This window comes from Bacillus massilinigeriensis, assembly GCF_900117315.1.
Lineage (GTDB): Bacteria > Bacillota > Bacilli > Bacillales > Cytobacillaceae > Bacillus_BE > Bacillus_BE massilionigeriensis.
In genome coordinates, this window is the sequence record NZ_LT630337.1 from 2344890 (window position 1) to 2365237 (window position 20348).

The window sequence follows — 20348 nt, forward strand, 5'->3', positions numbered from 1 at the left end:
AGCCGACCTTAATAAAGCGGAACCTTTTACACACATTATCAATATAAAGAAGACCTATTAGAGGAAATTATAGAGGATGTGATCATCAAAAAAGGTGACAGGCACCATCCAAAATATGGAAGGTGCCTGTCACCCTTATAAAGAGCCTTAATATGCAGACCAGCCAGAATCAGCTGTGATAACTGTGCCATTAACAAAGCTTGAATCGTTGGATGCCAAGAATAAAGCTATGGTTGCAATCTCCTCAGGTTCACCTTGTCTTGGGTTAGAGTTTACCCCACTCATCGCTTTTTCCATTCCGAATGGGCTTGGTTGATTCATAGTTGTACCAATATTTGTATTGACCCCACCCGGTGCAATGGCATTACAACGAATACCCGAAGTTGCATATTGGAAACCAACGTTTTTCGTTAGTCCAATCAAGGCATGTTTTGAAGCAGTATAGCTAGCACCTGCTACAGAACCACGTAGCCCACCAATTGATGCATTATTAATAATAACTCCTTTTCCTTTCTCAAGGAATATTGGTAAAACCTTTCTAATGGCACGCATTGGTCCTGTGGTATTTACTGCTATTACACGTTCCCACAGTTCATCAGTCACTTCCGCCGCCGGAATGAAATTATCCATAATTCCAGCATTATTCACTAAAATATCCAGTGTTCCATATGTATTAACTGCAGTATCTATTAAATTTTGAATATCTTCTTCTTTTGCAACATTTGCAGCAACAGCTATTGCTGTTCCACCATTTGATATAATTTCATCAACAACTGCTTGTGTTCCCTCTAAATAAAGATCTGATACAACAACCTTTGCACCTTCTTTTGCATAAAGAACGGCAATTGCCTTCCCCATACCTGAAGCTGCACCTGTAACTACTGCGACTTTTCCTTGAAGTTTCATAGTTATTCCTCCTGTTGTAAGTATAGGTGTTAATAATTACCTTCAAACACCTAATAATAGTATAATTTACCATTAAAAACAATCCAATCTATCCAATTAAAAAATAATTGTGAAATAGTGAACTTTTTATACAAACCAAAATTATCCTATTATGCGAATCATTACTTCTTATATAAAAGTGTATTTTATTAAATAAAAGAAATAATTTACAAATTATCCCTATATATCAAACTTTTCCTTTGTATAATTATTTTTATCAGATTGACACTAATATTAGTGTTAATTTTTAACACGAAATCTCAATGTGGAGGGATTTACTTTGAATATTCTTTTTAGCTTGATTTTAACATTGATAAGAATAGGTAGAGAAGCAGCATATCTATTAAATAACCTTACCTCCAAAATGAAAGAATTAATAAAGATGCCTTCTTTATCCTAAGCAAGGATATTCTTAAAGTATTCTCTATTTCGCATTGTAGAAAGAAAAAGGAGAGCATATAATTATGCTTCCCTTTTTCCATTTTATAGAAGATAAAATTTAGCTAGGAGAAATTATTATGCGCATATTCGTCCTATTTATTCTATTTCTATCGATTTTTCTCCCGGTGGTAGCTACTGCATCACCTCTGGGAAATGTAAGAGCAGCTTTTATTAGAGATGGAGATTTATGGGTCATCCATAATAATAAGGAGAAGAAAATTACTAACACTGGTACTATTTTTTCAAAACCCAAATGGTCCTATGATGGGAAATGGCTATTATATCAAAATTTAGCTAATTCTGAAATTCAACCAAATGAAAAACAGTCTGAGGTATGGGTTTATCAGGTTGATACTGGCGAAAGGAAAAAAATTATGTACGATGGTACATCCCCTTCCTGGTCACCAAGGGAAAACATCATCGCTTTTAATACGCAAGGAATTTTGAATCTTTCCGATTTAAGTAAATTTTATAATATTGCCACGGGTGTGAGTGGTTTCACATGGCTACCAAATGGGAATGGGTTTTTGCTTTCCTCTGCAGGTGTTCTTCGTCCCGATGGATGGACGAGTAGCATTCTATTTAAAAAACAAATCCAAAAACCATATGAAGATGTTATTTTATTTGGAGGGGTGGAGCGTTTTTTCACACTTCCTAAGGAAATCGGTTTAAACAATAACAAAATCCCAGCCATTTACGCGGACCAGTTTCATTACTCCCCCAGTCAAAAATGGATTTCCTTTATCGTTTCACCTACTGCGTCCTTGTCAATGGATAGCAATATGCTTTGTGTAATTTCAAGCGATGGGAAGGATTTTGAGGTAATGGATGAGGTTATTTTTGAGGTAGGAGAACCAAAATGGGCACCCTCTAATGACACTTTAGCCTTCATAGCTGGAGCTGGTAGAATCGTCTTCGGTTTTAAAAATAAAGAATTAAAGCTAAAAGAAATGCCCGTTTCAAGTACATATACACCTAAAAATTATGCGGATTTAGATTTCGACTGGATCACAAATGAATCCATCGTTACTTCAAGAATAAAAGAAAAAGAGTGGTCCAACGACTTTAAAGAGCACCCACTCCCCATTCTCTATTCCATAAATTTAGAAACGAAAAAACAAACACAAATTACGAAACCCCCTAAGGGATATGGCGACTATAACCCCCAGTACATTAAGTCTATAGGTAAGCTCGTTTGGCTAAGAGGAACATCCCTCACCGATCAAAAGCGTAACCTTTGGGTTTCTAACCCAGATGGGGAGGGTGAGAAGGAATGGATAAAAAATGTTGATGCAATTGAGTTCTATTTGGGTGAGGGATAGTATTTAGTGGTGCTTGTGATTTTGTTTGGGGGGATAAAGGGCAGTTTAATTCCCATAATTTTTAGGTGGATTTATTTAGGCTTACGAAAGACAGTATTATCGGTTGCCTTGCTTAATTTGTCTCTCATACTGTTCATGAAAGGTAGTTCTTTCGGGTGACTTGCTGATTTTGTCTCTCATCCAGTTTATGAAAAACCATATTTGCGTTTGCCTTATCTGATTGGTCCTTCATTCGAATAATGAAAGACATATCTATCGTTTGCCTTACTTCATTTGTCCCTTATCCAACCTCAAAAACGGACCCTTTTACGGGAGACAGCTAATGAAATTAATTCTCATTAAGAAAAAGCGTGGATAAAAACCACGCTTTTTTCCCTTAATAAATCTAATTATTCTCCAACAATCTTTGCATCCTTCAACAAGTCTTCATTAAGTTTAATTTCCTCTTGTTCAGCGGCTTTTTTGTTAACAACTAACTCTAGATTATCTGGGAAACCGACTGGAATATCAGCAGGCTTCTTCCCTTTAAGGATATCAACGGCCATTTTACCAGTTTTGTATCCAAGGTCATGATAATCTAAACCATATGAAGCAAATGTTCCACGTTTTACAGAATCTCCTTCACCAACAAAGGTTGGGATTTTTTCTGCATTTGCAACGGTGATAACAGATTCAAGTGCTGAGACAACAGTATTGTCCTTTGGTATGTAGAACACATCACAACGACCTACTAAAGATTCAGCAGCTTGTTTCACTTCAGAGCTTTGAGAAATTGTTGCTTCAACAGATTCTAAACCTAATTCCTTAATTGCTTCCTTAGCATTTTTCACGTTTACAACAGCATTTGGTTCACCGGAATTATAGATGATTCCGACTTTTTTCGCTTCTGGGATAAATTCCTTAATGGAATTAATTGTTTTCTTAATCGCATCTGGATGTGTATCAGATGTACCTGTTACATTTGCACCTGGCTTTTCAAGACTTTGAACTAGCTCGGCTCCAACTGGATCTGTAATTGCTGTGAATAATACTGGAATGTCTTTGGTAGATTGGGCAACTGCTTGAGCACTTGATGTTGCAATGGCTAAAATAACATCACTTTTGTCAGAAACTAACTTTTGCGCTATCGTCATGTTATTGTTGACGTCCCCTTGCGCATTTTGATAATCAAGTTTTAAGTTCTTACCTTCCTCATATCCTGCATCCTTTAATGCCTCAATAAATCCCTCTCTTGCCGCATCCAATGAAGGATGTTCGACAAGCTGGATAATTCCAACTTTAACTGTTTTCTCCCCTTCTTTCTTGCTACCACTGGTTTTCTCACTATCTGAACCGCAGGCAGCAAGCATTAATAACGCCCCACAAAGGACTGCTATTAAAAACTTTTTCATCTTTTCATTTCCCCCCAGTTAAATTAATTCCTTCGATTTCACATTAACGATATTTTATTGCTTTAATGTTTTATAGTTTAATGTATTAAATCGAAAATTAAATATATTTTACAAAATTTTTAATTTTTTGACAATAGAACTTAAGTTTTTATCTTAAAATATTTATTCCAACAAAAAAAGCCTTAAATCATAAAGGCTTCTTAGGATCTCATTCATTATTTTTAAAAAAACTTAGGTTTTCCATGTCTAGCAGTCATCATTTTTTAAAAAGACTTGGATTTTCAACTCTTATAGATAAGACTTCTCCGCAATTCAGACAAAAAGTGAAGATTTTGTTATGACCAGTCAAGGACATCTTCCTATTTAACGGTTTGATTGGCATGAAATCAGTTCCCTCTGCAAATTCCAATCCACCGCAATTTTTGCATTTTCTCTCCCTCATACGAACAACTCCTAAAATAGAAAATAAATTATAGATTCAGTCATACCTAATTCCTCTTCCAATAATAAATAGTAAGACACAACAGAAGAAAAGGGATTAAGGAAACAAGCCTCCATGCATTTTCTGCCCCAAAAAAGTAATAGGCAATCGGAAGTGAGGCGATAAAGCTAATCAACATAATCATCCAAGATTTTTTGGTAAAACCAATCAAAAAAGCAAAGATAAAAACAAAAAATGAAACTCTCCAAAGAAAAACAATGACATTAAAGTTTTCCATCTTAAGCCTCCCCTCCGAACTTGGTATCATCTTTAAAAATATTTCTGCCTCTAGTTATAGAAAGAGGCGGGTACTCTCTATCTGTTAATATATTATTTATCACTAGTATCAGCCTAGGGCATATTCAACTGATTCCATTGCATGGATTAGTGCCGAATCAAATAATGGAACATCCACATCTCCATTTTTCACCAATAAGCCAATTTCCGTGCACCCTAGAATGATGCCCTCAGCACCTTGTTCGATTAAGCCTTTCATTACTTTAATAAAATATTCTCTGGAATCCGGATTCATTCTACCTAGGCAAAGCTCCTCAAAAATCACTTGATTAATTTTTATATGTTCGCCATTGTCTGGAACTAACACCTTAATTCCATTCGATTCAATACGTAATTGAAGAAAATCCTCTTCCATCGTATATTTGGTCCCTAGTAATCCTACTTTCTTCAAGTTTAGCTTTTTTATTTGTCTTGCTGTTGCATCAGCAATATGGATAACTGGGATCGAAATTTCCTTTTCAATTATTTCTACTACCTTATGCATCGTATTCGTACAAATGAGAATATAATCCGCACCGGCATTTTCCAATGATTGAGCTGCTTCACCTAATATCTGACCGGATTTTCCCCAATTACCTTCTGATTGACAACGCTCGATTTCCTCAAAGTCAACGCTATATAGTACACATTTTGCGGAATGCAAACCACCTAATTTTTTATTAACTTCCTCATTAATGATCCGATAATACTCTGTTGAAGATTCCCAGCTCATTCCACCAATAAGTCCAATCGTTTTCAATGGTAGCTCCCCCTTGAATGAATATGTCAAACCAATTAATAAGTTTAATCAAGAACTGCATCTCTATAAAACCTTTCATTTTAAAAAAATATCCCGAATGAATTATAAATCACTCAGGATATATTTCCTTTTGAAGGTTATTTCCACCACTTCACATTCTCTTTCTTCTCCTCATTCACCAAAAGCTGAAATACATCAGGTCTTGAATAATGGCCAACTACATCAAAATCAAATTGGCTATATGCGATTTCTCGTAAATCGAGATCTGCTAACAAAATCTCCTCTTTCCCATATACAGGCTCGTGTACATAATTCCCTAACGGTCCAATAATTGCACTTCCCCCTGGACACATCTCATTCGGTGAACCTTCAAGCTCGTCATAGCATGCTAAATCAGTAGGATACATTTCCTTATTCACGTATTGATTACACGATAATACAAAGCATCGGCCTTCTGCTGCAATATGGCGAATAGTCGATTGCCATAATTCCCTCGAATCCGCTGTTGGTGCTATGTATATTTGAACCCCTTTTGCATACATGGCTGCCCTTGCTAACGGCATATAATTTTCCCAACAAATCAAGGCACCAATTTTTCCATATGGAGTATCAAATACAGGAAGCGTGCTGCCGTCGCCCTCTCCCCAGATTAGTCGTTCTGAGGCTGTTGGCTTAAGCTTGCGGTGCTTTCCTAGCAAGCTCCCATCAGGCCCGAAGAACAAAACAGAGCAGTACAAGGTACCTCCGCTCGTCTCGTTATCCCTCTCTATTATGCCAATAACAAGATATACTCCTGCCTTACGTGCCGCTTCTCCTAATCTCTCAGTCGTCTGACTTGGAACAGGAACCGAATTATTCCAATATCGAAACCAATCTTTTCTCCCTTCTATCGAACGGCTCCCAACCGTTGCACCAAAGCTTAGTCCCCTTGGGTAAGCAGGAATAAATGCTTCTGGAAATACGACGATATTTGCCCCTTTTTCTCCCGCTTCTAATGTTAATGAAACAGCTTTTTCTGTACTTGCTTCTCTATCCATGATTACAGATGCTGCTTGAATCACGGCAACTCTTGCATTTTTTGGTTGATTCGTCACGCGGACCCCTCCCCTTTTTCTATTAAAGTTTATATCCTGTTAATGTTTACCTATTATGATAAATTAAAGAAATGTTTTGTACAATCAGAATGTTCAAAATCAATCGTGTACAAAACAAAACGGGATCCTCTCTTTCTATTTTTCCCCCTTTATATGAAACCTTAAGATTCTGTGATCGTAGAAAAAACTGTCCAATTGATCGTTTATATGGTTTGATAAAAATATCACAGAGTAGTTAGTTCAACTGGTTGAAAACTTAATTGATAGTCATGAGGTGACCTATAATGAAAACAAGAAATAAATTTGTTCGGACGACGAAAGTTCTTTCCATGGCCTTTGTTATATTCCTCCAAATCTATTGGTATAAAATAACTAGAAGGCGCCCTGAAGATTGGGATATTCTTTGGGGAAAAATTGGAGAACGATTTCGAAAAACATTGTTTGAATTAGAAGGATTACTTATTAAAATTGGACAAATCTTGAGCACGCGTGGCGACTTACTACCAAATGCCTTTATCCATCAAATTGAGGATTTAACTGATAAAGTCCCTCCTTCCAATTGGAATGAGATTCAGGCAATTCTTGAGCATGAATGGGGACACTCAGTTACCCATAACCTTCTATCTATTGAAAAAGAGGCAATTGCTTCCGCTTCAATCGGAGAGGTGTATAAAGGAGTTTTACCGGATGGAACGAAGGTAGCAATTAAAGTAAAACGTCCGTATATCGATTCGTTAGTCGAAACGGATTTTCGCACATTAAAAATGATCCTTTGGTTTGCAGACCACTTTGTCCCCATACCAAAAAGCTTTATAAATTTTAAGCTTCTTTTTCAGGAATTGAAAGAAGTTATTGAACGTGAATTGAACTATACAAAAGAGCTTCACACCATTTTCCAATTTAAGGAACGTTTTAAGAATATGGATATTGTACAAATTCCTTCCGTATATCCTGAACTTAGTACCTCTAATGTACTCGTAATGGAATGGCTAGAGGGAATTCGAGTGACTAATACCAAGGAGCTAGATCAGTTAGCGGTGAATCGAGAGGAGCTTGCTCAAAGATTGATGAAGGTGTTCCTGCCACAATGGCTGGAGCCTGGAATTTTCCATGCAGATCCCCATTCAGGAAACATTTTCATTTCAAAGGAAGGAAAAATCATTCTATTAGATTTCGGAATGATTGGGGAAATCTCTAAAAGGGATGCTACCTACTTTCAAGGATTAATTGAAAGCTTTCTATCAAAAAATTATTCCAAAGCTGTCGAATGCTTAGGTCACTTAGGATTTTTGCTCCCTGAGGCTGAGACAAAAACGATTGAGCGCCTGTTGGCAGAATTCATGTCCATTCAACCGGATCAACTAAAGGAAATGGACTTGATTGCATTAAAGAAAGAAATGAATGATATGGTTCAAGCCCTGCCTATTCAGGTTCCTACAAGATTTGTATTTTTAGGGCGTTCCTTTGTAACCATTGAGGGAATCATCCTCAGCCTTGCACCTGAAACTGAATTTCTTGATTTAGGAAAGCCTGCATTTATGGATTGGTTGAATCGTCAAGGAAATAATAAATGGTCATTTGTATGGCAATGGATCCAATCTAAGCCTATCTTTAATATGATTCATTCTGTAACGGATTTTTTAAATTCCCCGCAGAAATTAGAGCAATTAAAGGAAACCGAACAGAGACGCCAATTTCAGTTTATAATTTATGAAAATAATAAAAAGCAGTTATTTCTAATAACTCTGTTAGGATTCATTGGAGTAGTATCCGGGATCTATTTGTCCCATGAGCTCATATTGAAATTATCAGCCGGATTAAGTGGCATTTCTATCATAGGGTATTTCGTGGTAAGCTCCAAACAGAAGAAATGGTTGAAATACATGCATGAAAAACGAAGAAAATAAATGGAATACAAAGAGGATAGATCTCGCAGTACCCATGAATCTATCCTTTTTTTACTATATTAAACTCTTTATTTTAATCTAATATCATTGGTGCAATCCGAGCTACTTTCTCTTAAAAGAACTTGATTTTTCCTCCTGCGAATCAAACGATTACCAATGCCCTGAATCGGTACGCCAACACAAATTAGCAAAAATGCCAATAAGTCAATCAAGGTTAATTTTTCCCCAACCATGATCATTATGAAAAATAGGGTTACAAATGGAGTGAAATATGTAAAACTAGCAACCAATGAAGCGGATGTATATTTCAATGCTCTAATATAAATCAGGAATCCAAGAACAATATTGCTAACCCCTAACCAAACAAGACGAGAAAAATCTGTCACCGTCGGTATTTGAAAATGAGAAAAAGTAATCAAGCTAATCGCTGAAAAAAGGAATGCGACGTATACAATCAAGATGTTACTAAGAAGCAAATCCTTTTGATTCCTTTTAGTCATATTGGTAAAAAGACCCCAGCTAATTGCAGCTGAGATGGCCATTATGTCTCCCTTCATATTAGTAAGGCTCATGTTGCCAAAATTCCCTTTAGTTATAAGGAGTACTGTCCCCGCAAAGCCGAAAAGAATCGATAGAATTTTAAAAAAATCGAGCCTCTCATGATTAATCGGAATGGCAAACAATACGATAAAAATAGGGAAAAGATAATTTAACATTGAAGCCTCAATGGCAGGCAGAATCTCCAGTGATTGTATGTATAAGAAATCATAAAGAAAGGAAAAGATTCCACAAAGAAGGATAAAAAGGTAATCCTTTATCCTCCAGTTGACCAATTCTGCAAAACCACCTTTAACAATAAGAACAATCGTATAAACCAGCGCAGCAATTCCAAACATAAAGAAAATAACCTGATACCCATCAAGACTCCTGAGAATCAATTTTGTTATGGCCGCTAAAGAACCCCATAAAAATAGTAAGATTGGCAATAAAATATAAGGGTTTTTTGTTACCTCGAGCTTTTGTTTGTTCATATTATTACTTCTCTCTGATTATTGTACACATTCAATTAATTCAAACACTTTCGACTGAATTCTTCAAGTAGATATTTGAAACTTGATGGATTGGCCATATTCATGTGAAAAAAAGAAATCCCCAATTGCTTTAAATGCAACTCACAAAATGTTCATTTTTAAAATTCTTGCTTTAGCGAGTCCTTTAGAGTATCAATAAATGTTTTTAACGTCTTAGTTTGGTAGATTGTTTGGGTAACAGTATAAAAGGTTCTTTTAAAAGGAAGTTCAATAACAGGAATGATATCTAAATAATCATTTTGTCGCTCTTTTTCTATTGCCCAGCTTGATAATAGAGAGATGCCTAACCCCTGCTCAACAGATTCCTTTATTAACTGAGTGCTTCCAAATTCCATAATGTTCTTTGGAGCCATTTGATACATTTCAAACAGCTTTTCCGCTGCCTGCCTCGTACCTGAACCCTTCTCCCTTAATATCCAAGTTTCATTCTCTAATTCTGCAATTCTCCTTCCCTTTCCCTTCTTCGCTTGTGGATGCAGCGGTGATGATACAATCAACATCTCATCATTAGAAATTGCTTCAGTATATAGTTTTTCATCATGAAAAGTACCTTCAATAATCCCAATGTCAATCTGATGAGCAGCTACAAGCTCAATAATCTGCTTTGTGTTGTGTATTTTAACTGTCGGTGTGATTAGAGGGTATTTCTTTCGGAGTGTAGATATAATACGCGGTAATATGTATTCACCAAAGGTATAGCTAGCCCCTATAGAAAGTGAACCACGCGCTTCGGTAGTAAGTTCATCAACCGATGTCTTCATTTTTGAATATAAGGCCAAAATTTCCTTCGCATGACTATAGACAAGCTCACCTGCCTGGTTCAGACGAACATACTTATTGCTTCTTTCTAGTAATCTTGTACCTAAATTCTCCTCCAATGATTTAATATATTGGCTTACTGCTGGCTGCGTCATATGAAGCTCATTTGCAGCCTTTGAAAAATTTTGCTTTTCCACTACTTTTACAAATACCATTAAAGAATGATCCACCACAAAATACCTCATCTCAAAGAACTATTATTTCCCTAGTCAATTGTCAATTTAGAAAAACCCCTACTTAAGCTAAAAAGAATAATCTATTTATGTATAACCATTTACTTATCATACCTATTATATATATTTATTTTTCTTATTGTAGAATTCTTTGTATTCTATAAATATTCATGTAAAAGGGATGATTACTTTTGAAAAACCAATCCATTAACGTCAACCAATTAAGAACTGATAATAAAGCAGATTCCATCGCACATCGAATGATGATGTGGCTATACGGTGTTGGATTTACATTTGTTATTGCTGCAATCGGATATCTTATTTCTAAGGTGCCCGTTCTAATTTCTATTGGGCCCATGGCCTGTGCGATTTTTTTAGCCATCCTTTATAGACAATTATTTGATTATCCCTTCCATATTCGCACCGGAATTCAATTTTCCTCCAAGCATCTGTTACGCTTTGCGATTGTGTTATATGGCTTAAAACTAAATATTGATGTCATCATACATCAAGGTTTAGGTTTGTTAATTCGTGATACGATGGTCATTGTTTTTGCAATTTTGGCTATGATCATGCTAGGAAGACGTTTGAAGGCATCCCCTTCCATTACCTTTTTGCTTGGAGTAGGTACCGGGGTATGTGGGGCAGCGGCCATTGCCGCAATATCTTCAATCTTGAAATCAAATGAAGAAGACACTGCCATATCGGTGGGTATTATCGCCTTAGTAGGTACAGTTTTTTCTGTCACTTATACGATTATTTGGCCGTTTCTACCTATATCATCGGTTGAATACGGAATGTGGAGTGGAATGAGTCTTCATGAAATTGCCCATGTAGCTTTGGCTGGTGCTGTTGCAGGTCAAGAAGGACTAGCAATGGCTCTAGTTGCAAAATTAGGAAGAGTTCTGCTTCTTATACCATTATCATTAATCCTCATTTATTGGATGAAAAGGAGCAATACAGCGGATACAAAAGAGGCAAGAATTGAATTCCCTTGGTTTTTAATCGGTTTCATTCTTATGAGCGTATTTGGAAGCTTCGTATTAGGAAAAGCAATTCTCGTATCGCAGGAAGTGATTGATAAGGTCTCAATGGTTACGTCTTTTTTCATGTCATCAGCTATGGTTGGTCTGGGTCTTAATATTAGTTTTAGTCATTTACGAAAAAAAGCATTACGCCCACTTACTACGATATTGATTGTGTCTTTAGCTCTTTCAATTATCACGTTTTTTATTATTTAGGGAGATCAGAAAAAGCATTATTACGGATTTATTGGATTTCGGGCCTGTTTTTATGCCTTAACGAATCTCTTGTCCGATAAGTTACAGAAATCTCGTGGACTTCTTTTTGTCGGACTCACGTTCCGTTATTCATTAAAAATAGCGGCTCCTGTGTCCGGTAAGTTGGATTTTGGGCTTGTTTTTATGCTTTTAACGGAATGGCTATCCGTTACGCTACATTGAAGATTATCACCTAGTTCTTGTCAGAATACAGTCACTAGTCAATCGAGAAAATTTGCGATAATTATAAATAAAATAGTTATTGAGAAAAATCCAATCACAAAGTAGCCGAAGAATTTCAATGGCCCGGGCAAGTTCTTTAATTTTGCGTTAGAAGAATTGGTAGCATTGCCTTCTATCTTATTTAAGTGGTCGATTACATCATTAAATGGCTTTTTTTCCTTTTCCATCTTGCCTCCCCCTTTACTAAATTTTAACATATCAGCGGCTTCTATCTAAATATTCCTTGAAATCTTTTTAAAGAGTTCCTTCAGAATTTTTTTCTGGTATACTTCCCTTCTACAATCCTTTCAAACTCATCTATTGTGGTTGAATATTTAATATATATCCTCGGCAATAAATAGAGTTCATCCTTCAAGCCCTTCTCTGAATAAAGTTCAGGGGTTGTCGTAATCCCAAATTTATAGTATTTCTTGGTTTCTTCGACAACTCTGCTGTTAAAACTTCCGTAAGGATAGGCTATTGCAATAACTGGCCGATTAGTCATTTTCTGAATCGTATCGATGGGACTTCTTAGTTCATATTCAAATTGGTCAATTGACGTTAAGCTGGGATGGGTTGCGGTATGAGATTGCACAGAAATCAATCCGGAGCGAGAGATTTCTCTCAACTCTGATGCAGATAGTCGATTTGACCACCCAATAAAGTCACTAATGACAAAGAATGTCCCTCTAGGTTGAAACTTCTCGTTCTTTATTTTTTGAAAAACCTCCATCACATTCAGGTTATCCTTGTACCCATCATCAAAGGTAAGAAATATCGGCTTTTCCACTTGGTTAATTAGGTCCCATTGCTCAAAGGTTAATAACGTAAATCCGTGTTCTCTCAGGTAAATCATTTGCTTTTCGAAATTTTCTGGTGTAACAAATAGCGCTTTGGAACCACCTTTTTCATTGTACTCATCAATGTGGTGATAGACTAATATGGGTACCTTTTTAGCTGCATAGGTTTTGGTTGCAAGTAGTGTAAAGACTAGAACAAGAATGATAAAGATATACCTTTTCATAAAATCCTCCGTTTTTCCACACGATTTGTTTAGTAATATTGTTCCACACCAACCTATATCTATTGAAAAATTTTTCACATATTGTAAGTCATTCAAGGCACACCTAGTGTAAACTGGAGATAGCATAAGGTAATATCTGAGTAAGTAGTACATATAAAAAAAATCATTAGATGATAAAAAGGAGTCAAACTATGAGAAATGGGCTTTACATGGTTTATGCGGTTATTTTAGGAGTTGTATCATTTTTTACACATGAAATTGTAACCTATGTCATGCTTGGGTTTATTTTATTGAGTTTGAATAATATTCATGGGACGTTGAAAAAAATTCTTCAAGAAAATATTGATAGAAATAAATAGTGTTTTCTGTAGATATTTGGAATAAGCCATACCTTGAAGTAGGGACGGTTCTCTGCTTCCAAGCTGTGACCAATTCTAAATTAATTTTTTACACGGGAAAATCTTATCTGAAGAAAAAAACAAAATCAGCTGTAAACCCCGATATCAAAAAATATACACACAAAGATGAATAATAAAAAGAAAAAGTCACATGTGGCAGCAAAACCATTCAATGTGACTTTTTCTAATCAAAACTTCCTATTGTTAGCTATAAGAGCTTTCCTAAGCTTCCCTCTGCTTCAATCTCTTTCCCTTGCCCTCTGTGTATCTCTAATATTCTTTTGAACAGTGATAGCTGCAAATATACTCAAAACAAATGCCATGCCGTAAAATCCTTTTTCGCTTAGTACGATACTTCCTGCATTGTATAAACCAATAGCCATCAAGGAAATCGATACAATCAGAGCAAACCAACTAATTCCATAATAAATATTCGTAACAGGTATTCCCTCTTCCTTATCTCGTACTGCTTTCTGTAAAGAAACCGCTGAATACAGTCCAAATATTAAAACGGCAAAGTAATAACCTTTTTCGTTCAGTTGCATCGATGCATTAAACAAGCCAACGAGGTAAGCCGAAACACCGACTAGCAACGCAGCCCAAGAAGCACCTTTAAATTATATTTAGGTTATATAGCATAAACATTGCTGTGATAAAGACCGCACATTTTAGATATATCTAATATGTATGCTCCTAATTTATTCCTTCCACTTCAAACATTCTGGTGATAAAAGATAAAAAACATAGATTTTAGAAACAAAAATGTTATAGTTGTTATCCAATTTGATTGATTTTCAAGAAGATTATTCCTCCGCAATCGGGCCATATAATTGAGTAACACCTATAAAGAAAGTTATTGATAATACATAGTAAGTTAATTAACAATGTTATTGTGAAATATAGGAGAAATTATGACTGATAATTGTTGTACACCCAAACCAAACCTAACGGAACGTTCCCAATTAGATATAAACAATACCAAAAATCCCCAGAATAGATGGTCCGGATACTCAGAAAGAAGCAATAAAAATCGACTCTTATGATCCTGACAGTCCAGAGGGTTACATGGTATTTACAGTAACAGTTCATAATAAATAATGGTTGGATAACCAAAAAGGATGATTACCTAATAGAAAAGTAATCATCCTTTTTTAGTTTCAAAGTGCTAATTTCATGTCGATTTATTCTTTATTCAAATATACATTTGACTATTTGTTTATGTAAACGTAAAATAGAAAATGAAATTTAACATTCAAATAAATATTTGAATGTTAATGAGTATTAAATTATTAATAAAAAATAAAGGGGTTGAATCAGGTGGATTTAATTTTAATAATCATCTCTGCTCTTGGTGCTTTTATTGTAACCAATATTGATGATATTTTTGTCTTGATGATGTTATTCTCTATGGCAAGGTCACAATCTAAAACAAGTAATGGTCAAACGGTTAACAAGGTTTCGAAACGTATTAACTCAAGAGATATAGTAATTGGTCAATATCTAGGTTTTGCACTTCTAGTTTTAATCAGTCTTTTAGCAACCTTTGGGATAACACTTCTTGCTGATCAATGGGTTGGTTTACTTGGCCTAATTCCAATGTATTTAGGAGTTAGACTGTTCATCAAAGGTGAAGATGATGATGATGATAATATTCTTTCTAGGTTAAACAAATTTAATAAGTTTTATTTAAGTGTAGCCTTTATCACTTTTGCTAATGGTGGAGACAATATTGGAATTTATGTTCCGATTTTTTCAACGTTAGAAACAAATCAATTAATTATTACTGTAGTTACATTCTTTATAATGGTTGCAATTTGGTGTTTACTGGGTTACCGTCTTGCGAGATTCAGATTTGTTTCTGAAACACTTGAGAAATACGGGCGATGGATTATTCCAATTGTATTTATAGGATTGGGAATATATATCATGCTAGAAAATGAACTATTTACTTCATTGATAAATCTATTCAAATAATGTAATAGTTTTGATCGTTATGATCATTTGCTAATATAAGTTGGTTTGATATGGAATTTATTGAGTTATTTTATTTTTTTGTCCATTATTCAAATAAATATTTGAATAATGTTAGGGTAATAATATATAATACATTCAAACATATACTTGAATAAAAGGAGGGATAATGAGTAATGAGTAAGAAAGATACTTGTGATATTTATTGTTATGACGAAGCAAAAGTCAAACGAATACAAGGTGAGATGCAAAAAGAAGATATATCTAGTGTTTCTCAATTATTTAAAGCACTTGCAGATGAAAATAGGGCAAAAATTTCCTATGCATTATGTCAAGATGATGAGCTTTGTGTGTGTGATGTAGCTAATATCATTGGGGCTACTGTTGCTACGACATCTCACCATTTAAGGACCCTTCATAAACAAGGGATTGTAAAATACCGAAAAGAAGGCAAACTAGCCTTTTATTCGCTTGATGATGAACATATTAGACAGTTAATGGTTATTGCATTAGCTCATAAAAAGGAGATGAAAGTCAATGTCTGAACAAGCTAAAATAAACAACCAAAAAGCTAAAACTTATAGAGTTCAAGGACTCACCTGAGCAGACTGTTCAAAAACGTTCGAAGAGAACGTGAAACGTCTGGATGGCGTTTTGGATGCACAAGTTAATTTTGGTGCTGCTAAAATAACAGTTGTAGGAAATACAACGGTTGAAGCGCTTGAAAAAGCAGGAGCTTTTGATAACTTAAAATTACGAGATGAAAAAGCACAAAAAGTAGAACGTGAACCTTTTTGGAAGCAAAAAGAAAACATTAAAGTGTATATTTCAGCCCTATTATTAATCGTTAGTTGGTTATTAGGAGAACAACTCGGAGAAGGTCATATTGTACCAACAATCGGATATGCGGCATCTATATTAATTGGTGGCTACTCCTTATTTATTAAAGGCTTTAAAAATCTAAGCAGATTTAAGTTTGATATGAATACTCTTATGACAATCGCTATTATTGGGGCTGCATTAATTGGTGAATGGGGAGAAGGAGCAACAGTTGTTATTCTCTTTGCCATTAGTGAAGCTTTAGAACGCTATTCTATGGACAAAGCTCGTCAATCCATTGAGTCCTTGATGGATATAGCTCCAAAGGAAGCTTTAATACGACGTGGAAATCAAGAGTTAATGATTAGCGTTGATGACATTCAAGTAGGCGACATTATGATCGTGAAACCGGGTCAAAAGTTGGCTATGGATGGAATCGTTGTAAAAGGGACATCTACCTTAAACCAAGCTGCGATTACAGGTGAATCTGTCCCGGTGACAAAGACCATTGATGATGAAGTATTCGCTGGTACTTTGAACGAAGAAGGATTATTAGAAGTAAAAGTAACTAAATTAGTGGAAGATACTACTCTTTCGAAAATAATTCATTTAGTAGAAGAAGCTCAGGCAGAACGCGCTCCTTCTCAAGCATTTGTTGATAAATTTGCCAAATATTATACTCCGGCAATTGTTGTATTAGCCTTTTTAATCGCTATTGTCCCACCATTATTTGGCGGAGATTGGAGCGAATGGATATATCAAGGGTTATCCGTACTAGTCGTTGGTTGTCCTTGTGCATTAGTTGTTTCTACGCCTGTTTCTGTTGTGACCGCAATAGGAAACGCAGCAAGAAATGGTGTTTTAATCAAAGGTGGAATCCACCTAGAAGAAGCCGGTGCATTGAAGGTTATTGCTTTTGATAAAACAGGAACATTAACAAAAGGGGTTCCAGCAGTAACAGAAATCGTAACATTTGGCGGAAATGAAAATGAGTTATTGACCATCACAGCAGCGTTGGAAAAAGGATCACAACATCCACTTGCTTCAGCAATTATGAAAAAAGCAGAAGCAAACGGATTAAATTATAATGAAGTATCTGTTGAAGATTTTCAATCTATAACTGGTAAGGGTATAAAAGCAAAAGTTAAGGACGAGATGTATTATGTAGGAAGTCCTAGTATGTTTGAGGAAATTCTTCCAAATGGTATAGATAAAACCATTTCTGAACAAATTTCAACCCTACAAACACAAGGAAAAACGGTCATGATTCTTGGAACCGTCAACGCACTTCTCTGTTTAATTGCTGTGGCTGATCAAGTAAGAAAAACATCTAAAGAAGTTATTCAAAAACTTCATCAACTAGGAATTGAAAAAACTGTTATGCTTACTGGTGATAACCAACGTACAGCAGAAGCAATTGGTAAAGAGGTTGGTGTATCTGATATTAAGGCCGATCTCCTTCCAGAAGATAAATTGAACTATATTAAACAACTTCGCGAAAAGTATCATAGTGTGGCGATGGTTGGAGATGGAGTAAATGATGCTCCAGCTCTTGCGGCATCAACAGTTGGGGTTGCAATGGGTGGAGCTGGAACGGATACAGCACTTGAAACAGCCGATATTGCTTTAATGTCAGATGATTTAAGTAAATTACCGTTTACGATGAAACTAAGTCGAAAAGCATTGAGAACCATTAAGCAAAATATTACCTTCTCTCTAGTAGTTAAAGCTATTGCTTTACTTTTAGTTGTACCGGGTTGGTTAACGTTATGGATAGCTATATTTGCCGATATGGGGGCTACATTGCTTGTAACTTTAAACAGCTTACGATTATTAAAAGTTAAAGAATAAAATACTGTTTCATATAAAGGGATAATGGTTTTATTATCCCTTTATATGATTTCTTACTGAATGAAAAGGTATGATGCTTCAATGTGATTTTTCGCCCTTCTTGTTTTTAAAAAAGGGATACTCTTAAAGGATATTTAAATTCAGTCATTCGGAAGTGAAGATAATGAATAATTCTTGGAATCGAGTGATTTATAAAATTTGGTCTCCAATTTATGATAAGATTTTTAATTCGGGTGTTTTTTTAAATGCACGCAGACAAATATTTCTAGATATCCCCTTTCATAGTAATCAAAAGGTACTTTTTGTTGGTGTAGGAACAGGTGCTGATTTAGAGTTAATAACTCAATCTGATTTAGATATAAAGGCAATTGATTTTTCACCTGATATGCTTAAAAAGGCAAGTGCGAAATTTAAAAATTCACCTATTAAATTCATAGAAATGGATGCTCAAAATATGGAGTTTGATAATGAAACATTTGATTATGTAGTTGCTAGTCTAATTCTTTCTGTAGTGCCTGATGCAGATAAGTGTTTAACAGAAATGACGAGGGTTTTAAGAAAAGGAGGCAAAATAATTATTTTTGACAAATTCGTATCTGAAGAACATAAATTATCTTTTTCAAAAAAGCTTCTTAGACCACTAATAAAAGTATTAGGAACAGATATTGGATTGAATTTTGAAGATCTGTACCGTAGAAATAGTATAAATCTAATGATAAACGAAGATAAAAATGTAATGATGAATGGAATGTACAGAAAAATAATAATTAGTAAAGTTAGTTGATTATGTTTGAGCAAATTAAAAATTTCAAAATTACCTTTTACTCTTTACCCTGTACTATGGTACAGGGTTTATAATTTATCTGAGGTGAATGAAATGAATTATCGCATTAGTGAACTTGCAGAAAGGTGTGGGGTCAATAAAGAAACTATAAGATATTACGAAAGATTGGGTCTCCTTTCGGAACCTTCTCGGACAAAAGCTGGATATAGGATGTATCCAGAAGAGTCTGTGGATCGCCTACAATTTATTAAACGAATGCAAGATTTAGGTTTTTCTTTAGCCGAGATCGATAAACTACTTGGAGTTGTTGATAAAGACGACGAACGATGTAACGATATGTATGATTTTGTTGTTCATAAAATTGATGAAGTTCAAAAGAAAATTAAGGATTTAAAAAGAATCGAACACATGCTAATTAATTTAAAAGATTGTTGTCCTGATGAAAAATCTCTACATGAATGTCCTATTATTGAAACTTTGATGAATTAGAAAAGATAGCACAAAATATGTATCATAATAAGGTGGGAGAATGATGTCAGATTGTTGTAATAACACTAAAGAAATTAAAAATGAAAATGTTGTAAAGTGTCCATCTTGTAAAAATAGATCTAAAAATGTAAAGTTGATAACATTAAAATCAATGCTTAAACCATCTGCATTAGAAACATTAAATGCTAAAGAAAATCACTATTTTTGTTCAACCAAAGATTGTGATGTAGTCTATTTTGATACGAATAATAAAGAGTACCTTTTATCTGACATAAAGGTGGTCGTTCATCAAAAAGATGCCTCAGTAACTACACCAATTTGTTATTGTTTTGATTGGACAAAAGAGAAAATAAAGGAATACGTAGAAAAAGGCCTTACTCCTAATCCAGTAGAACATATTCGAGAGAACATAAAGGAAAACCGATGTGGTTGTGATGTGAATAACCCTCAAGGTAGTTGTTGCTTGGCAAATGTTACAAGCTATATCAAAGAACTAACCTAACCTGTATATACTCAATTAAAAGGCGCGTTTCTTGAATAAGAAGAGCGCCTTTACTCAATAGACACTGCGGAAAATTTTGTGTAAATAAGTCTGAAATCAATCCTCCTTGGCAAGAATTAGGATAAATAATTTTTGCTAAGGAGGATTTTTCGACATGAAATTACCAAAGGAAGTAATCAAAGAAATGGTGAAGGAACAAAAATTCACTAGTACTAATCAAATCATGGAAACCATCAAAGAAATGTTCGCCGATATATTGGAGGAAGTTCTCCAATGTGAAATCGATGAGCAGCTGGGTTATGAAAAAC

At 35.1% G+C, this 20348-nt stretch carries 19 protein-coding genes and 2 pseudogenes; 11 read left to right on the plus strand and 10 right to left on the minus strand.

Annotation, left to right across the window (positions count from 1 at the left end):
* Nucleotides 1-147: 147 nt before the first annotated feature.
* A complete protein-coding gene (locus BQ6100_RS11660) occupies nucleotides 148-906 on the minus strand; it encodes an SDR family oxidoreductase (protein ID WP_075981790.1) in 759 nt (252 codons plus the stop codon).
* 557 nt (nucleotides 907-1463) lie between these two features.
* Here BQ6100_RS11660 and BQ6100_RS11665 point away from each other — a divergent pair.
* The gene (locus tag BQ6100_RS11665) at nucleotides 1464-2708 is read left to right on the plus strand and encodes a TolB family protein (RefSeq protein ID WP_075981791.1); all 1245 of its coding nucleotides are present in this window, start codon (nucleotides 1464-1466) and stop codon (nucleotides 2706-2708) included.
* A gap of 389 nt (nucleotides 2709-3097) precedes the next feature.
* On the opposite strand, the gene BQ6100_RS11670 is transcribed toward BQ6100_RS11665, so the two are convergent.
* The 4 genes from BQ6100_RS11670 to BQ6100_RS11690 all read right to left on the minus strand — a co-directional run bounded on the left by BQ6100_RS11670 (nucleotide 3098) and on the right by BQ6100_RS11690 (nucleotide 6710).
* Complete coding sequence (locus BQ6100_RS11670; protein WP_075981792.1) at nucleotides 3098-4099, minus strand: ABC transporter substrate-binding protein; 1002 nt, start codon at nucleotides 4097-4099, stop codon at nucleotides 3098-3100.
* Between the two features lie 488 nt (nucleotides 4100-4587).
* Nucleotides 4588-4818, minus strand: a complete 231-nt coding sequence (locus tag BQ6100_RS11680) for a hypothetical protein (protein ID WP_075981794.1) — start codon at nucleotides 4816-4818, stop codon at nucleotides 4588-4590.
* Nucleotides 4819-4926: 108 nt separating this feature from the next.
* Nucleotides 4927-5616 carry an aspartate/glutamate racemase family protein gene (locus tag BQ6100_RS11685; RefSeq protein WP_075981795.1) on the minus strand — a complete coding sequence of 230 codons (690 nt, stop codon included), beginning with the start codon at nucleotides 5614-5616 and terminating at the stop codon, nucleotides 4927-4929.
* 137 nt (nucleotides 5617-5753) lie between these two features.
* Nucleotides 5754-6710: a carbon-nitrogen hydrolase family protein gene (locus BQ6100_RS11690; RefSeq protein ID WP_075981796.1), complete on the minus strand. Its 957-nt coding sequence runs from the start codon at nucleotides 6708-6710 to the stop codon at nucleotides 5754-5756.
* Nucleotides 6711-6994: 284 nt separating this feature from the next.
* Between BQ6100_RS11690 and BQ6100_RS11695 the strand changes: the two genes are divergently transcribed.
* Nucleotides 6995-8617 (plus strand): ABC1 kinase family protein, encoded by a 1623-nt coding sequence (locus BQ6100_RS11695; RefSeq protein WP_075981797.1) that lies wholly within the window; start codon nucleotides 6995-6997, stop codon nucleotides 8615-8617.
* 68 nt (nucleotides 8618-8685) lie between these two features.
* Here the strand turns inward: BQ6100_RS11695 and BQ6100_RS11700 are convergent, their stop codons facing one another.
* Nucleotides 8686-9648, minus strand: coding sequence for a DMT family transporter (locus BQ6100_RS11700; RefSeq protein ID WP_075981798.1), 963 nt, complete (start codon nucleotides 9646-9648; stop codon nucleotides 8686-8688).
* Nucleotides 9649-9806: 158 nt separating this feature from the next.
* Entirely contained in the window at nucleotides 9807-10697 is an 891-nt protein-coding gene (locus BQ6100_RS11705; RefSeq protein ID WP_075983541.1) for a LysR family transcriptional regulator, read from the minus strand.
* 263 nt (nucleotides 10698-10960) lie between these two features.
* Here BQ6100_RS11705 and BQ6100_RS11710 point away from each other — a divergent pair, with 263 nt between their 5' ends.
* Nucleotides 10961-11941, plus strand: a complete 981-nt coding sequence (locus BQ6100_RS11710; protein ID WP_075983542.1) for a YeiH family protein — start codon at nucleotides 10961-10963, stop codon at nucleotides 11939-11941.
* A 260-nt stretch (nucleotides 11942-12201) separates the two neighbouring features.
* Here the strand turns inward: BQ6100_RS11710 and BQ6100_RS11715 are convergent, their stop codons facing one another.
* Nucleotides 12202-12390 carry a hypothetical protein gene (locus BQ6100_RS11715; protein ID WP_075981799.1) on the minus strand — a complete coding sequence of 63 codons (189 nt, stop codon included), beginning with the start codon at nucleotides 12388-12390 and terminating at the stop codon, nucleotides 12202-12204.
* A gap of 80 nt (nucleotides 12391-12470) precedes the next feature.
* The gene (locus BQ6100_RS11720; RefSeq protein ID WP_075981800.1) at nucleotides 12471-13226 is read right to left on the minus strand and encodes a polysaccharide deacetylase family protein; all 756 of its coding nucleotides are present in this window, start codon (nucleotides 13224-13226) and stop codon (nucleotides 12471-12473) included.
* A 191-nt stretch (nucleotides 13227-13417) separates the two neighbouring features.
* Between BQ6100_RS11720 and BQ6100_RS21475 the strand changes: the two genes are divergently transcribed.
* On the plus strand, nucleotides 13418-13585 hold the full coding sequence (locus BQ6100_RS21475; protein WP_173719842.1) for a hypothetical protein: 168 nt from the start codon (nucleotides 13418-13420) through the stop codon (nucleotides 13583-13585).
* A gap of 278 nt (nucleotides 13586-13863) precedes the next feature.
* On the opposite strand, the pseudogene yiaA reads toward BQ6100_RS21475, so the two are convergent.
* A pseudogene (gene yiaA, locus BQ6100_RS11725) lies at nucleotides 13864-14241 on the minus strand (inner membrane protein YiaA); the annotation flags it as partial.
* Nucleotides 14242-14941: 700 nt separating this feature from the next.
* Between yiaA and BQ6100_RS11730 the strand changes: the two are divergent.
* The 7 genes and pseudogenes from BQ6100_RS11730 to BQ6100_RS22120 form a co-directional block, all read left to right on the plus strand.
* Nucleotides 14942-15598: a CadD family cadmium resistance transporter gene (locus tag BQ6100_RS11730; protein ID WP_019381804.1), complete on the plus strand. Its 657-nt coding sequence runs from the start codon at nucleotides 14942-14944 to the stop codon at nucleotides 15596-15598.
* 173 nt (nucleotides 15599-15771) lie between these two features.
* The gene (locus BQ6100_RS11735) at nucleotides 15772-16140 is read left to right on the plus strand and encodes an ArsR/SmtB family transcription factor (protein ID WP_075981801.1); all 369 of its coding nucleotides are present in this window, start codon (nucleotides 15772-15774) and stop codon (nucleotides 16138-16140) included.
* Nucleotides 16133-18265 (plus strand): heavy metal translocating P-type ATPase, encoded by a 2133-nt coding sequence (locus tag BQ6100_RS11740; protein WP_084780365.1) that lies wholly within the window; start codon nucleotides 16133-16135, stop codon nucleotides 18263-18265. Before BQ6100_RS11735 ends, BQ6100_RS11740 begins: the two co-directional genes overlap by 8 nt.
* Nucleotides 18266-18428: 163 nt before the next feature.
* The gene (locus BQ6100_RS11745; RefSeq protein ID WP_019381807.1) at nucleotides 18429-19049 is read left to right on the plus strand and encodes a class I SAM-dependent methyltransferase; all 621 of its coding nucleotides are present in this window, start codon (nucleotides 18429-18431) and stop codon (nucleotides 19047-19049) included.
* A gap of 93 nt (nucleotides 19050-19142) precedes the next feature.
* Complete coding sequence (gene merR / locus BQ6100_RS11750) at nucleotides 19143-19538, plus strand: Hg(II)-responsive transcriptional regulator (protein WP_075981803.1); 396 nt, start codon at nucleotides 19143-19145, stop codon at nucleotides 19536-19538.
* Nucleotides 19539-19581: 43 nt separating this feature from the next.
* Complete coding sequence (locus BQ6100_RS11755) at nucleotides 19582-20040, plus strand: putative iron-sulfur cluster-binding metallochaperone (RefSeq protein ID WP_019381809.1); 459 nt, start codon at nucleotides 19582-19584, stop codon at nucleotides 20038-20040.
* A 154-nt stretch (nucleotides 20041-20194) separates the two neighbouring features.
* Nucleotides 20195-20348: pseudogene (locus BQ6100_RS22120) on the plus strand (IS256 family transposase); the annotation flags it as partial.

What these genes read in the sequence shown, in the direction of transcription:
- BQ6100_RS11660 (WP_075981790.1), bottom strand. Translation starts at nt 906, where the DNA reads ATGAAACTTCAAGGAAAAGTCGCAGTAGTTACAGGTGCAGCTTCAGGT.
- BQ6100_RS11665 (WP_075981791.1), top strand. Translation starts at nt 1,464, where the DNA reads ATGCGCATATTCGTCCTATTTATTCTATTTCTATCGATTTTTCTCCCG.
- BQ6100_RS11670 (WP_075981792.1), bottom strand. Translation starts at nt 4,099, where the DNA reads ATGAAAAAGTTTTTAATAGCAGTCCTTTGTGGGGCGTTATTAATGCTT.
- BQ6100_RS11680 (WP_075981794.1), bottom strand. Translation starts at nt 4,818, where the DNA reads ATGGAAAACTTTAATGTCATTGTTTTTCTTTGGAGAGTTTCATTTTTT.
- BQ6100_RS11695 (WP_075981797.1), top strand. Translation starts at nt 6,995, where the DNA reads ATGAAAACAAGAAATAAATTTGTTCGGACGACGAAAGTTCTTTCCATG.
- BQ6100_RS11700 (WP_075981798.1), bottom strand. Translation starts at nt 9,648, where the DNA reads ATGAACAAACAAAAGCTCGAGGTAACAAAAAACCCTTATATTTTATTG.
- BQ6100_RS11710 (WP_075983542.1), top strand. Translation starts at nt 10,961, where the DNA reads ATGATGATGTGGCTATACGGTGTTGGATTTACATTTGTTATTGCTGCA.
- BQ6100_RS11715 (WP_075981799.1), bottom strand. Translation starts at nt 12,390, where the DNA reads ATGGAAAAGGAAAAAAAGCCATTTAATGATGTAATCGACCACTTAAAT.
- BQ6100_RS11720 (WP_075981800.1), bottom strand. Translation starts at nt 13,226, where the DNA reads ATGAAAAGGTATATCTTTATCATTCTTGTTCTAGTCTTTACACTACTT.
- BQ6100_RS21475 (WP_173719842.1), top strand. Translation starts at nt 13,418, where the DNA reads ATGAGAAATGGGCTTTACATGGTTTATGCGGTTATTTTAGGAGTTGTA.
- BQ6100_RS11735 (WP_075981801.1), top strand. Translation starts at nt 15,772, where the DNA reads ATGAGTAAGAAAGATACTTGTGATATTTATTGTTATGACGAAGCAAAA.
- BQ6100_RS11745 (WP_019381807.1), top strand. Translation starts at nt 18,429, where the DNA reads ATGAATAATTCTTGGAATCGAGTGATTTATAAAATTTGGTCTCCAATT.
- merR (WP_075981803.1), top strand. Translation starts at nt 19,143, where the DNA reads ATGAATTATCGCATTAGTGAACTTGCAGAAAGGTGTGGGGTCAATAAA.
- BQ6100_RS11755 (WP_019381809.1), top strand. Translation starts at nt 19,582, where the DNA reads ATGTCAGATTGTTGTAATAACACTAAAGAAATTAAAAATGAAAATGTT.